This is a genomic window from Pseudomonas sp. 10-1B (genome assembly GCF_000935045.1).
Taxonomy (GTDB): domain Bacteria; phylum Pseudomonadota; class Gammaproteobacteria; order Pseudomonadales; family Pseudomonadaceae; genus Aquipseudomonas.
Genome location: NZ_JYKS01000065.1, coordinates 1 through 12,338 on the forward strand (window position 1 = coordinate 1; position 12,338 = coordinate 12,338).

Annotated in this window: 11 protein-coding genes; 2 read left to right on the top strand and 9 right to left on the bottom strand. The window is 61.4% G+C overall.

Annotated features, from left to right (window positions below; genetic code table 11):
• Nucleotides 1–257: 257 nt before the first annotated feature.
• The 9 genes from msrQ to mrcB all read right to left on the bottom strand — a co-directional run bounded on the left by msrQ (nt 258) and on the right by mrcB (nt 10,119).
• Complete coding sequence (gene msrQ / locus TZ03_RS25720) at nt 258–869, bottom strand: protein-methionine-sulfoxide reductase heme-binding subunit MsrQ (protein ID WP_051101184.1); 612 nt, start codon at nt 867–869, stop codon at nt 258–260.
• Nucleotides 869–1,882, bottom strand: a complete 1,014-nt coding sequence (gene msrP, locus TZ03_RS25725; protein WP_051101185.1) for a protein-methionine-sulfoxide reductase catalytic subunit MsrP — start codon at nt 1,880–1,882, stop codon at nt 869–871. Before msrP ends, msrQ begins: the two co-directional genes overlap by 1 nt.
• Nucleotides 1,883–1,961: 79 nt before the next feature.
• Nucleotides 1,962–2,813 carry a CDP-diacylglycerol--serine O-phosphatidyltransferase gene (gene pssA, locus TZ03_RS25730; RefSeq protein WP_003250045.1) on the bottom strand — a complete coding sequence of 284 codons (852 nt, stop codon included), beginning with the start codon at nt 2,811–2,813 and terminating at the stop codon, nt 1,962–1,964.
• 150 nt (nt 2,814–2,963) lie between these two features.
• Nucleotides 2,964–3,980, bottom strand: coding sequence for a ketol-acid reductoisomerase (gene ilvC / locus TZ03_RS25735; protein ID WP_051101186.1), 1,017 nt, complete (start codon nt 3,978–3,980; stop codon nt 2,964–2,966).
• A 55-nt stretch (nt 3,981–4,035) separates the two neighbouring features.
• The gene (gene ilvN, locus TZ03_RS25740; protein WP_003250040.1) at nt 4,036–4,527 is read right to left on the bottom strand and encodes an acetolactate synthase small subunit; all 492 of its coding nucleotides are present in this window, start codon (nt 4,525–4,527) and stop codon (nt 4,036–4,038) included.
• A gap of 1 nt (nt 4,528) precedes the next feature.
• Nucleotides 4,529–6,253: an acetolactate synthase 3 large subunit gene (locus TZ03_RS25745; RefSeq protein ID WP_051101234.1), complete on the bottom strand. Its 1,725-nt coding sequence runs from the start codon at nt 6,251–6,253 to the stop codon at nt 4,529–4,531.
• 408 nt (nt 6,254–6,661) lie between these two features.
• A complete protein-coding gene (locus tag TZ03_RS25750) occupies nt 6,662–6,994 on the bottom strand; it encodes a YqcC family protein (RefSeq protein WP_051101187.1) in 333 nt (110 codons plus the stop codon).
• Nucleotides 6,994–7,782, bottom strand: coding sequence for a tetratricopeptide repeat protein (locus TZ03_RS25755; protein WP_051101188.1), 789 nt, complete (start codon nt 7,780–7,782; stop codon nt 6,994–6,996). Before TZ03_RS25755 ends, TZ03_RS25750 begins: the two co-directional genes overlap by 1 nt.
• Nucleotides 7,783–7,797: 15 nt before the next feature.
• The gene (gene mrcB, locus TZ03_RS25760) at nt 7,798–10,119 is read right to left on the bottom strand and encodes a penicillin-binding protein 1B (protein ID WP_051101189.1); all 2,322 of its coding nucleotides are present in this window, start codon (nt 10,117–10,119) and stop codon (nt 7,798–7,800) included.
• A 114-nt stretch (nt 10,120–10,233) separates the two neighbouring features.
• On the opposite strand from mrcB, the gene TZ03_RS25765 reads away from it, so the two are divergent.
• Nucleotides 10,234–11,796, top strand: a complete 1,563-nt coding sequence (locus TZ03_RS25765) for an AAA family ATPase (protein WP_051101190.1) — start codon at nt 10,234–10,236, stop codon at nt 11,794–11,796.
• Nucleotides 11,797–12,034: 238 nt separating this feature from the next.
• On the top strand, nt 12,035–12,313 hold the full coding sequence (locus TZ03_RS25770) for a TfoX/Sxy family protein (RefSeq protein WP_051101191.1): 279 nt from the start codon (nt 12,035–12,037) through the stop codon (nt 12,311–12,313).
• Nucleotides 12,314–12,338 lie beyond the last annotated feature (25 nt).

A 12,338-nucleotide genomic window follows, 5' to 3' on the forward strand; every position in this document is an offset into this window, starting at 1 on the left:
TCCGCACTCGCTCCCTGGGTCTATGGCTGGAGATTGCTGAAGGGCAGTGGCGCAACCCTCGATAGTGAAGAGAAGAGAAAAGGGCGCGCGCGCCAATGGCACAGGCTGGACTGGCCCGAAACAAATGTGGGAGCCGGCTTGCCGGCGATGCGCCGCGCGGGCGGCGCTCGATCTGGTAGGCGCCAGAGAACCCAAGGCAGGCACCTCTCAAAGCCTATGCCATCTAGAGGCAGGCACCTAGCGCCTCCACCCCACTCTCAAATCGCCCTCCCCTGCCTCCTGCCAACCTTGGGCAGCAGCCGCGCAACAACAGGCACACGCAATACCATCAACACCGCCCCAATCCCCGCATAAACCGCCCACTCCCGCAGATCCGAGCGAACAATCCACAAAAAATGCAGCAACCCCAAACCAAGAATCACATACACCAACCTGTGCAACTTCTTCCACCTGGCCCCCAACCGCCGCTGGCTATACCGGTTCGAGGTAACCGCCAACGCCAGCAACCCAAGAAACCCCAGCGCCCCCACAATAATGTAGGGCCGCTTGCGCAACTCCACCGCCAATTGCCCCCAGTCCAGCCCCAGGATAAAGAACAGATAAGCCAGGATGTGCAGCACAATATAGGCAAAAACCCACAACCCCAGCTGCCGGCGCACCACGATCCAGCCCGACCACCCGGAGAGTTTCTGCAGCGGTGTCATGCTCAAGGTGACCAGCAGGAAGGTCAACGCGCCCAGCCCCAGGCGGTCCATCAGGATCTTCCCAGGGTCTGGCCCGAGCTGGTTCATCGCCGCCTCATACAACCACCACGCGGGGAGCAGGCACCCCACGACAAAGATGGCCAGACGAAACCAGGGATAGCGCATCAATAGTTCTTCCGCAGGTCGAGCCCGGTATACAGCGACGCCACTTCATCGGCGTAGCCATTGAACATCTGTGTTTCCCGCACATTGGGGCTGAACAACCCGCTGGGCAAGCGCCGCTCGCGCGCCTGGCTCCAGCGCGGGTGGTCCACCGTCGGGTTCACGTTGGCATAGAAACCATACTCATCCGGTGCCAACCCTTCCCAGGTAGTGCCGGGCTGCTCGGCCACCAGGCTGATGCGCACGATCGACTTGATGCTCTTGAAGCCATACTTCCATGGCACCACCAAGCGCAACGGCGCGCCATTCTGGTTGGGCAGCTCCCGGCCATACATCCCCACCGCCAGAATCGCCAGCGGATGCATCGCCTCGTCCAGGCGCAACCCTTCTCTATAAGGCCAGTCGATCAAGGCGAACCCCGACCGCTGCCCCGGCATATGCTGCGGGTCCTTCAAGGTCTCGAAGCGTACGTAGCGCGCCTTGGAAGTCGGCTCGACCTGCTTTAGCACCTGAGCCAAAGGGAACCCCAGCCACGGAATGACCATCGACCACGCCTCTACGCAACGCAGTCGATAGATGCGCTCTTCAAGCTGATAAGGTTTGACGAAGTCTTCCAATGCATAGCGCCCCGGCTTACCCACCTCGCCATCAACTACCACGCTCCATGGTTCGGTTTTCAGGCTGTCGCCATTGGCTGCCGGGTCCCCTTTGTCAGGCCCGAACTCATAGAAGTTGTTGTAGTGGGTAGCATCCTTGAATGGCGTGATCGCCTCATCCTTCACCGTCACCGCCTGCCAGCGCGTGGCCACGAGCTTGTCGGTGAACCAGGCCGGTGCGGCTCCGGCCTGCACATCGGCATAACGCGAGACCTCAGCGGCCCCCACCCCGCCCGGCAACGCACCCAGGGCAAGGCCAGCCAGGGAACCGCCCAGCAGAGCGCGACGGGAAAAGTAGATGTCTTCGGGGGTGATCTCCGATGCCTTGCACTCGGAAGACCTGGGAAGCTTGATGAGCATGGGCGGCTCCACAGCACTGGATAACGGATGTACCAGTAAGACTATGGAGCCGGAAGGTTATTCCAGCGTTAAGCGATTTTCACGCCTTGCGCCGACGCGCCTTCAACAAGAACTGGATCGGCCCCGAAGCCGCATAGGCGAGGAAGATCAGCAGCAGGATGCGCGGTGGGTCGCTGAACACCACGGCAAACACCAGCACCACGGCCAGGATCGCCACGAACGGCACGCGGCCCTTGAGGTCCAGTTCCTTGAAGCTGTTGTACTTGATGTTGCTGACCATCAGCATGCCGGCCGCAGCCACCAGCAGCGCCACCAGGAACGACAGCTTGGAGCCCTGGATACCGTAGTCGCTGAACGCCCACACGGTACCTGCAACCACACCCGCAGCAGCCGGGCTGGCCAGGCCGATGAAGTAGCGTTTGTCGGCGGTGCCTACCTGGGTATTGAAACGCGCCAGGCGCAGCGCCGCACCGGCCACGTAGATGAAGGCGACCATCCAGCCGACCTTGCCCATGTCGCCCAGCGCCCAGCCAAAGGCCAACAAGGCCGGGGCCACGCCGAAGGCGACCATGTCCGACAGCGAGTCGTACTCAGCCCCGAAGGCACTCTGGGTATTGGTCATGCGCGCAACGCGGCCGTCCAGGCCGTCGAGCACCATGGCCACGAAGATGGCGATGGCGGCAAAGGCGAAGTACTTGCTCGCTTCACGCGGGTCACCGGCACTCAGGGCGCTCTGTGCGCTCATCGAGCTGATGATGGAATAGAAGCCGGCAAACAGGTTGGCGGTGGTAAACAGGTTGGGCAACAGGTAGATGCCGCGGTGGCGCACCTTGCGCCCTTCGGCGTCATGCCCTTCTTCAACGTGCTCATCGACAGGTAGCAGGCTTTCGGCGTCGGAGGGCTTGTTCGGCTCTTCGGGACGTTCGCTCATGGAGGGTACCTTGCAACAGGATGGAAAATGTTCGACACGGGCCCGCGAAACAGGTTCTGACAGCAGGCCACTGGTCTGCTTTATACCAGATGCTGACTGCCAGAACGAAAAAACGCGGCCGAAGCCGCGCTTTTCATCTTTCGATAAGACTTAGTTCTTGGTCTTGTCGACGATTTTGTTAGCCGAGATCCACGGCATCATCGAACGCAGTTGCTCGCCGATGATTTCGATGCCGTGAGCGGCGTTGTTGCGACGCTTGGCGGTCATCGATGGGTAGTTGGTAGCACCTTCGGAGATGAACATCTTCGCGTACTCGCCGTCCTGGATGCGCTTCAGAGCGTTGCGCATGGCCTTGCGGGATTCTTCGTTGATGACTTCCGGACCGGTTACGTACTCACCGTACTCGGCGTTGTTGGAGATCGAGTAGTTCATGTTGGCGATACCGCCTTCGTACATGAGGTCAACGATCAGCTTCAGCTCGTGCAGGCACTCGAAGTAGGCCATTTCTGGCGCGTAGCCAGCTTCGACCAGGGTTTCGAAACCGGCTTTGACCAGCTCGACGGTACCGCCGCACAGAACGGCCTGCTCACCGAACAGGTCGGTTTCGGTCTCGTCCTTGAAGGTGGTTTCGATGATGCCGGTACGGCCGCCACCGACGCCAGCGGCGTAGGACAGGGCGACGTTCTTGGCGTTGCCCGAAGCGTCCTGGTAGATAGCGATCAGGTCAGGGATGCCGCCGCCTTTGACGAACTCGGAGCGAACGGTGTGGCCCGGGGCCTTCGGCGCGATCATGATCACGTCGAGGTCGGCACGCGGAACGACCTGGTTGTAGTGGATCGAGAAGCCGTGGGAGAAGGCCAGGGTAGCGCCCTTCTTGATGTTCGGCTCGATTTCGCTCTTGTACAGCTGGCCCTGGAATTCGTCCGGGGTCAGGATCATGACCAGGTCGGCAGCAGCGACGGCGGTAGCCACGTCGGCAACTTTCAGGCCGTGGGCTTCAGCCTTGGCAACGGTAGCCGAACCTTTACGCAGACCGACGGTAACGTCTACACCGGAGTCCTTCAGGTTGCACGCCTGAGCGTGGCCCTGGGAACCGTAACCGATGATGGCGACTTTCTTACCCTGGATGATGGAAAGGTCGCAGTCTTTATCGTAGAAAACTTTCATGAAAATACCCCTGGTTATATCTCGGCCCCTGCGGAGCCATCGCTAATTTTTGAATTTAGATGCTGAGCACTTTGTCGCCACGGGCAATGCCGGTAACGCCGCTGCGCACGGTTTCGAGAATCGATGCAGTGCCGATCGCCTGGATGAAGCTGTCCAGCTTGTCGCTGGTACCGCTCAGCTGCACGGTGTACACGCTGGCGGTCACGTCGACGATCTGGCCACGGAAAATGTCCGTGGTGCGCTTGATCTCGGCGCGCTGGGCACCGGTGGCCTTGACCTTGACCAGCATCAGTTCACGCTCGATATGAGCGCTTTCCGACAGGTCGACAAGCTTGACCACTTCGACCAGCTTGTTCAGGTTCTTGGTGATCTGTTCGATCACTTCGTCATGGCCAACGGTGGTCAACGTCAGACGCGACAGGGTCGGGTCTTCGGTCGGCGCCACGGTCAGGCTTTCAATGTTGTAGTTGCGCTGGGAGAACAGGCCGACCACGCGGGACAACGCACCTGGTTCGTTTTCCAGCAGCAGGGAAATGATGTGCCGCATATCAGGTACGCTCCGTCTTGCTCAGCCACATGTCACGCATCGAGCCATCCTTGATCTGCATCGGATAGACGTGCTCACTGCGGTCAACCGCGATGTCGATGAACACCAGGCGGTCCTTCATCGCGAACGCTTCTTCCAGCTTCGGCTTGAGGTCCTTCAGGCTGGTGATGCGGATACCCACATGGCCATAGGCCTCGGCCAGTTTGATGAAATCAGGCAGCGACTCGACGTACGAGTGTGAGTGACGACCGTTGTAGGCCATATCCTGCCACTGGCGGACCATGCCCAGCACACCGTTGTTCAGGTTGACGATCTTCACCGGCAGGCCGTACTGCATGCAGGTGGACAGCTCCTGGATGTTCATCTGGATGCTGCCTTCGCCAGTCACACAGGCTACGTCCTGGTCCGGGAAGTTGAGCTTGATGCCCATCGCCGCCGGGAAACCGAAGCCCATGGTGCCCAGGCCACCGGAGTTGATCCAGCGGTTCGGCTTGTTGAAGCGGTAGTACTGCGCCGCGAACATCTGGTGCTGGCCCACGTCGGAGGTGACGAAGGCATCGCCATTGGTCACTTCGCACAGGGTTTCGATGACTTTCTGCGGCTTGATGACATTGCCGTCGCCCTTGTCGTAAGGGAACAGCTCGCCATTGCCACGCCATTCGTCGATCTGCTTCCACCAGGCATCCAGCGCCGCCTGGTCAGGCTGCTCGCCGATTTCCTTGAGGATGCCGAGCATTTCGCTGAGCACGCTGTCGACCGGGCCGACGATCGGCACGTCGGCCTTGATCATCTTGGAGATCGACGCCGGGTCGATGTCGATGTGGATGATCTTGGCGTTCGGGCAGAACTTGGCCGGGCCATTGACCACGCGGTCGTCGAAACGGGCACCGACCGCGAGGATCACGTCGGCGTTGTGCATGGCCATGTTGGCGGTGAAGCTGCCGTGCATACCGAGCATGCCGAGGAACTGGCGATCGGTACCCGGGAAGCCACCCAGGCCCATCAGGGTATTGGTGACCGGCAGGTTCAGCGACTTGGCGATTTCGGTCAGGGCTTCGGAGCCACCGCCGAGGATCACGCCACCACCGGAGTAGACGATCGGGCGCTTGGCGGCCAGGAGCATCTCGGCAGCCTTGCGGATCTGGCCGGAATGGCCACGCACTGCCGGGCTGTAGGAGCGCAGCTTGACCTTTTTCGGGTAGACGTATTCGAATTTCTCGGCCGGGTTGGTCATATCTTTTGGAATGTCGACCACGACCGGACCTGGGCGACCGGATTGCGCCAGGTAGAAAGCTTTTTTCAGAATTTCAGGGATCTCGGTCGGGTTCTTGATCATGAAGCTGTGCTTCACGATCGGCCGCGAGATACCGATCATGTCGGTTTCCTGGAAGGCATCGGTACCCACCATGGTGCTAGGCACCTGGCCAGACAGGATGACCATCGGAATCGAGTCCATGTAGGCGGTGGCAATGCCGGTAATGGCATTGGTCGCGCCCGGGCCGGAGGTTACCAGCACCACACCGGCCTTGCCGGTGGCGCGGGCATAGCCGTCCGCCATATGGGTAGCCGCCTGCTCGTGACGAACCAGGATGTGCTCGACTTCCGGTTCCTTGAACAGCGCGTCGTAAACATGCAGGAGAGCACCACCAGGGTACCCGTAGATGTGCTTAACGCCTTCGTCACGCAAGAAGCGGACGACCATCTCAGCGCCAGATAAAAGCTCCACGTTGTTCACCTCTAAAACGCCAGAATACCGTCCCTAGTGGACGGGTCTTAATAGGTTTACTGCCAAGCAGAGCATGAGCGAACGTCAGCACTGACTGAGCAAGTATTGGGAGCGCCCCAGAGTGTTGCGGGGTTTTCCCACCCAGCGCGAGGTAACGCGTTGCGGGGTGTAACAGGTCGGCGCGGGTGTGCACCTCATGATCTGCTTAGCGGGTCTGCTTCTGGCAGTCCCTCTACAGCGGAAGTTGGATTCTTGTGATTTGGCGGCTACAAGTCAAGAAAAATTATTGCCAATTTTTCCTCAAGATGAATTCCTGCCACCACTAAAAAACGCTTCAGCAGCAGAATTAATAAGATTTCCACAAAAAAGGGCCACAATCTGCGGCCCTTGAAGGAAAAACTGAAGAAATCAGGCGGAAGGAGCAATCAATTGATCGAATGCTGCCAATAGGCGGCGAAGCTCACGACTTTGCTCTGGCCGGTCGACAAACACGCTTTCGGCCATGACCAGGATGCCAGAGGCGCTGGGCAGCGGGTGGCCCAGCTCGATGATGATCTTCATGCGCGGCAGGAAAATCCATTGCAGCCACTGCTCGAAACTGAGCGTATCGACGGCGAACGGCACGGTACTGGCCAGGGCCTCGTCGCTTGGCGGCTCGTCATCCCACCAGCCTTGCACCTGCAGCTCACGCTCGATCAGCAGCAAGTGGTCGGCAATATCCAGAACGCGTTGCTCGATCATCACGAATTGACCCGTGCCTTTTGCCGGGCCAGTGCGGCACCAGCGCTGTCACCCTGCTTTTCACGGGCCTGGGCGATGGTGTTCCACAACTCGGCCTGCAGGCTCGGGCGGCCGTTGGCGTAAGTCAGGGCGCGACGCGCCAGTTGCTCGGCCTGTGCTGCATCACCTTGCGCCAGGCGCACCTGGGCCAGGCGGTACAGCACCTGCGGCTCGCGTGGGGCAATGCGCTGGGCACGCTCCAGGCTCGAGGCGGCACCGTTGAAGTCACCACTGCCCTGCTGCGTCTGCGCGGTGGTCAGCAACGCCAGCACCGGGCCGTCCAGTTGCTCATCGGCCGACAGGCCACCTGTAGCGGCGCCGCTACGTGGAATGCCGGTTGGCGCGCTGGCACTTTGCGAGGCGCTGTTCATTGCCGCGATGTCGAACGGTTCGTCGGCGATCGGGTTTGGATTGGTGGTCATCGGTGCCGAAGTGACCGGCCCCGGGGTGATCGGCGAGGTGCTGATCGGCGCCGCGCCATTGGCCGCTGGGAACGTCTGGATGCCTGAAGCGCCAGCGCCCTGCGGGATCATCACGGTGACGCCGGACTCCTCAGGCAACGTCTGCGCTTGCGCGGTGCCCGTGTTATAGCCAGCCGCCGCGCGGTTGGCCGTCACGCGTTCGCTGTTGGACACGCGGGTGCTCGAGTCGACCACCGGGATATTGCCGCGCGGGACGCTGGAGCACCCCTGGAGCACAGCCAGCGCCGTCACGGCAGGAAACAGCCACTTGTTCACGTCACACCTCATCAATGCAGCCTGTGCTTAATTCATCCAGCCTTTGACCCAGTCCATGACTGATTCTGCCGGATTCTGCTCGCCGCCACAGGTCGCGCCGGCGGGCGGTTCACTCCCGCGAATATACGGCATCTGCACCGCTCCCGGACAGCTGCCATCGGACCCTTGGCCGCTGTACGGGTCAATCCAGGCCTGCACCACGTTGTCCGGTTGCGGCATGTCCAGCGGCAGCGGGTCGGCCTTCTTCATGAAGCTCGTCCACACCTGCAGGGCACCGGTGGCACCGGTGAATGGCGTCTTGCCGTTGTCGTCACGGCCCATCCACACCACCGCCAGCAGGTCCTGGCTGAAACCGGAGAACCAGCTGTCGCGCGAATCGTTACTGGTACCGGTCTTGCCCGCCAGGGTCAGCGTGCGCGGCAAGGTGTTGTACACCGAACGGCCAGTACCTTCGCGCATTACCCGCTGCATGGCGTTCTGTACGAGATAGATGGCACCTGGGTCGAAGGTTTGCTGGATCTGGAACGGGTAGCGCTTGAGCGGCTCGCCCTCGGCGGTGAGCACGCTGCGGATACCGCGCATCGGCGTGTTGAAGCCACCGTTGGCGATGGTCTGGTACATGGTCGCGACCTGCATCGGCGACATGCCACCGGCGCCCAGCAGCATCGCCGGGAAGGCAGGCCAGTCGACATTCACCCCCAGCCGGCCAATGGTCTTGATCACGCTAGGCACGCCCACTTCCAGGCCGACCTTGGCGGTCGACAGGTTGTAGGAATTGGCCAACCCCTGATACAGGTAGATGGTGCCGTGCGGGCGGCGATCGTAGTTTTGCGGGCGCCAGACCTGGCCGTCGGCACCTTTGACCGAGAACGGCTCGTCCTGCACCCAACTGGTCAGGGTATATTTGCTCGGCTGTTCCAGTGCGGTCAGGTACACCGCCGGCTTGACCAGCGAACCGATCGGCCGCACGGCGTCGATGGCGCGGTTGAAGCCGGCGAAGCCCGCCTGGCGGCTACCGATCAATGCTTGCACCTCACCGGTTTCCGGGTTGGTCACGACCATCGCCGATTCCACCTCGTCAGCCCCCTTGCGCCCGGCCAGGCGCTTGAAGGTCTCGCTCATCGAGGTTTCGGCCTTCATCTGCAGGATCGGGTCGAAGCTGGTGAAAATGCGCAGGCCTTCTTCGGTCAAGTCTTCGTCACGGTAATCCTGGCGCAGTTGACGCTTGACCAGGTCGAGGAACGCCGGGAACGAGCTGTCGGCCAGGCTGCCGCGCTTGGTCACGCCCAGCGGCATCTTCTTCGCCGCATCGACTTCCGCCTGGCTGGCCACGCCCTGCTCGGCCACCAGGTCGAGCACCAGGTTGCGCCGAGCCAATGCGCGCTCAGGGTAACGGCGCGGGTTGTAGTAGGACGGGCCCTTGACCATGCCCACCAGCAAGGCGATCTGGTGCAGCTTCAGCTCCGACAGCGGCTGGCTGAAGAAGAACTGGCTGGCCAGGCCGAAGCCGTGCACCGCCCGCTGGCCATCCTGGCCGACGAACACTTCGTTGAGGTAGGCCTCGAGGATTTCACGCTTGTCGTAGTGCAGCTCCAGCAGCATGGCCATCATCGCCTCGGTCAGCTTGCGGCTGAGGCTGCGCTCGCTGGTGAGGTAGAAGTTCTTCACCAACTGCTGGGTCAGGGTACTGCCGCCCTGGCGCATCGAGCCGGACGAGGTATTGACCCACATGGCTCGGGCGATGGACTTGGGCGATACCCCGAAATGGCTGTAGAAATCGCGGTCTTCGGTGGCCACCAGGGTTTCCAGCAGGTACTTGGGCACCTGGTCGATCTTGATCAGGATGCGGTCTTCGAGGTTTTTCGGGTAGATGCCGCCGATCATCAGCGGCTCCAGGCGCACCACATCGAGCGCCTTGCCGTTGGCACCGGAAAGCCCCGCCACGTAATCGCCGGAGAAACGCACGCGCACGAACTGCGCTGGCTCCATGCCCTCGTAGAACTGAAAGCCACGGGTGTTAAGGTCGACAGTATTGCCACTGACTGCCGCCGCACCCGGGCCGTTGGCCGCGCTTTCACGCCGGTAGCCGAGCGCATCGAGTTCGGTGAGGAAGTCGTTCTTGCTCAGCTTCTGGCCGCTGAACAGTTCCAGCGGCCGGGCATACACCTTCGCCGGGATGGTCCAGCGCTTGCCAGAGAATTTCTCCTGGACGACGGCATCGAGGTAAACCGCGAAACCGGCAACGATCACCAGGCCGACCAGGCTGAGCTTCAACGCCCAGCCCAGCCAGGCGCGGGAGCGGCCGGTCGGGCGTTTCTTAGGGGTACGGGGATTTCGGGTTCGGGTCATGGCGGCGGATTATACGCACTTTATAAAGGCTGGGCAGACGGCCCGGCGGTAGGCAGGGACGGCACCATTGACCATAATGGCGCATTCGAATTCCCTGCCCCGGAAGGATTTCCCGTGAGCCAAGCCCTTATCGCTGCATTGCAGAACCCTGCCCTGTACCCTCATCCCGTGGATGGGTTCCAGCTCATCGAGACGCATATCTCCTGGGTCCTGCTCACTGGCGAATACGCCTATAAGGTCAAGAAGCCAATGAACTTCGGCTTCCTCGACTTCACCAGCCTGGATCAGCGCCAGCACTTCTGTAACGAAGAGTTGCGCCTGAACCAGCGCCTGACCGACGGCCTGTACCTGGAAGTATTGCCGATCACCGGTAGCGCTGAAGCACCGCAGATCGGTGGCGAAGGCGAAGCCATCGAATACGTATTGAAGATGCGTCAGTTCCCTCAGGGGCAGATGCTCAGCACCCTGCAGGCCAATGGCGAGCTGAACGCCGCGCACATCGACCAGATGGCCCGGCAAATCGCCGAGTTCCACCTGCAGGCCCCGCGCGTACCGGTGGAGCACCCGCTGGGCACGCCAGAAAGCGTGATGGCGCCAGTGGAGCAGAACTTCGAACAGATTCGCCCGTTCCTCAGCGACAAGGCCGACCTGCAGCAACTCGACGCCTTGCAGGCCTGGGCACGCAGCAGCTTCGAACGCCTGCATGGCCTGCTGGAAAAGCGCAAGGCCAACGGCTTCATCCGTGAATGCCACGGTGATATCCACCTGGGCAACGCCACCCTGATCGATGGCAAGGTGGTGATCTTCGACTGCATCGAGTTCAACGAACCGTTCCGCCTGACCGACGTCTACGCCGACACCGGCTTCCTGGCCATGGACCTGGAAGACCGCGGCCTGAAATGCCTGGCCCGACGCTTCATCAGCCAGTACCTGGAGCTGACCGGCGACTACGAAGGCCTGGAACTGCTCAACTTCTACAAAGCCTACCGCGCGCTGGTGCGGGCCAAGGTCGCGCTGTTCAGCATGCCGGCCGACGCCGATGGTGTGCAGCGTGCCACCACCCTGCGCACCTACCGCAACTACGCCAACCTGGCAGAAAGCTACAGTGCCATCCCGTCGCGCCTGCTGGCCATTACCCACGGTGTTTCGGCGGTGGGCAAAAGCCATGTGGCCATGCGCATGGTCGAGGCCCTGGGCGCGGTCCGCGTGCGTTCGGACGTGGAGCGCAAGCGCCTGTTCGGTGAACAACAGCAGGCCGACGCTGGCCAGCTGAGTGCCGGCATCTATGACCAGGATGCCAATGCGGCGACCTACCAGCGCCTGCACGAAGTGGCGGCAACCGTGCTGCGCGCCGGCTTCTCGGTGGTGCTGGATGCCACCTACCTCAAGCGTGAGCAGCGCCAGGCCGCGGCGGACGTCGCCAGCCAGACCGGGGTGCCGTTCCTGATCCTCGACTGCCATGCGCCAGACGCGGTCATCGCCAGCTGGCTGGAGCAGCGCCAGGCAGAAAACAGCGACCCATCGGATGCCACCCTGGAGGTGGTCAAGGCCCAGCAGGCCAGCCGTGAACCGCTGGATGCGCAGGAACAGGTGCACAGCACCCAGGTCGATACTCAGACTGCTGGCAGCATGAACCAGGTGATCGAGCAGATTCGCCAGCGTCTGCCTGGCCTGTAAGCTAACTGATTTCCTGGGCTGGCCCCTTCGCGGGCTTGCCCGCTCCCACAGGTAAACCACAGTCCTTGAAGGCTGCGCCGAACCTGTGGGAGCGGGCGAGCCCGCGAAGAGGTCGGCACAGGGCATCTCATCGCGCCGATGGCAAAAAGCCGCATATTCCCCAACCCCCGCTACACTCCTCTCTGACCTGCTCGCGATTTATCCCCCAATCCCCGTTCAGCCATCGCAAGGAGGCTCGATGAACGATGAATTGCAGCATCTGAAGAACCTTGGCAAGACCTCTGCGCAGTGGCTGCATGCAGCCGGTATCCATAGTGCCTCGGACTTGCGCCGCCTGGGCGCGGTGGGTGCGTACCAGGCCGTGAAGACCCGGGGGTTCCGCGCATCGAAGGTGCTGTTGTACGCCATTGAAGGCGCCCTGCTGGACATGCACTGGAACGATTTGCCGCTCGAACGCAAAGAAGCGCTCAACCAACAACTGGATGCGAAAAGCCCTCCGCAAAAAAATCCAAAATAATCGCGGAAAGGGGATTGACTCCGAA

What these genes read in the sequence shown, in the direction of transcription:
- msrQ (WP_051101184.1), bottom strand. Translation starts at nt 869, where the DNA reads ATGCGCTATCCCTGGTTTCGTCTGGCCATCTTTGTCGTGGGGTGCCTG.
- msrP (WP_051101185.1), bottom strand. Translation starts at nt 1,882, where the DNA reads ATGCTCATCAAGCTTCCCAGGTCTTCCGAGTGCAAGGCATCGGAGATC.
- pssA (WP_003250045.1), bottom strand. Translation starts at nt 2,813, where the DNA reads ATGAGCGAACGTCCCGAAGAGCCGAACAAGCCCTCCGACGCCGAAAGC.
- ilvC (WP_051101186.1), bottom strand. Translation starts at nt 3,980, where the DNA reads ATGAAAGTTTTCTACGATAAAGACTGCGACCTTTCCATCATCCAGGGT.
- ilvN (WP_003250040.1), bottom strand. Translation starts at nt 4,527, where the DNA reads ATGCGGCACATCATTTCCCTGCTGCTGGAAAACGAACCAGGTGCGTTG.
- TZ03_RS25750 (WP_051101187.1), bottom strand. Translation starts at nt 6,994, where the DNA reads ATGATCGAGCAACGCGTTCTGGATATTGCCGACCACTTGCTGCTGATC.
- TZ03_RS25755 (WP_051101188.1), bottom strand. Translation starts at nt 7,782, where the DNA reads ATGAGGTGTGACGTGAACAAGTGGCTGTTTCCTGCCGTGACGGCGCTG.
- mrcB (WP_051101189.1), bottom strand. Translation starts at nt 10,119, where the DNA reads ATGACCCGAACCCGAAATCCCCGTACCCCTAAGAAACGCCCGACCGGC.
- TZ03_RS25770 (WP_051101191.1), top strand. Translation starts at nt 12,035, where the DNA reads ATGAACGATGAATTGCAGCATCTGAAGAACCTTGGCAAGACCTCTGCG.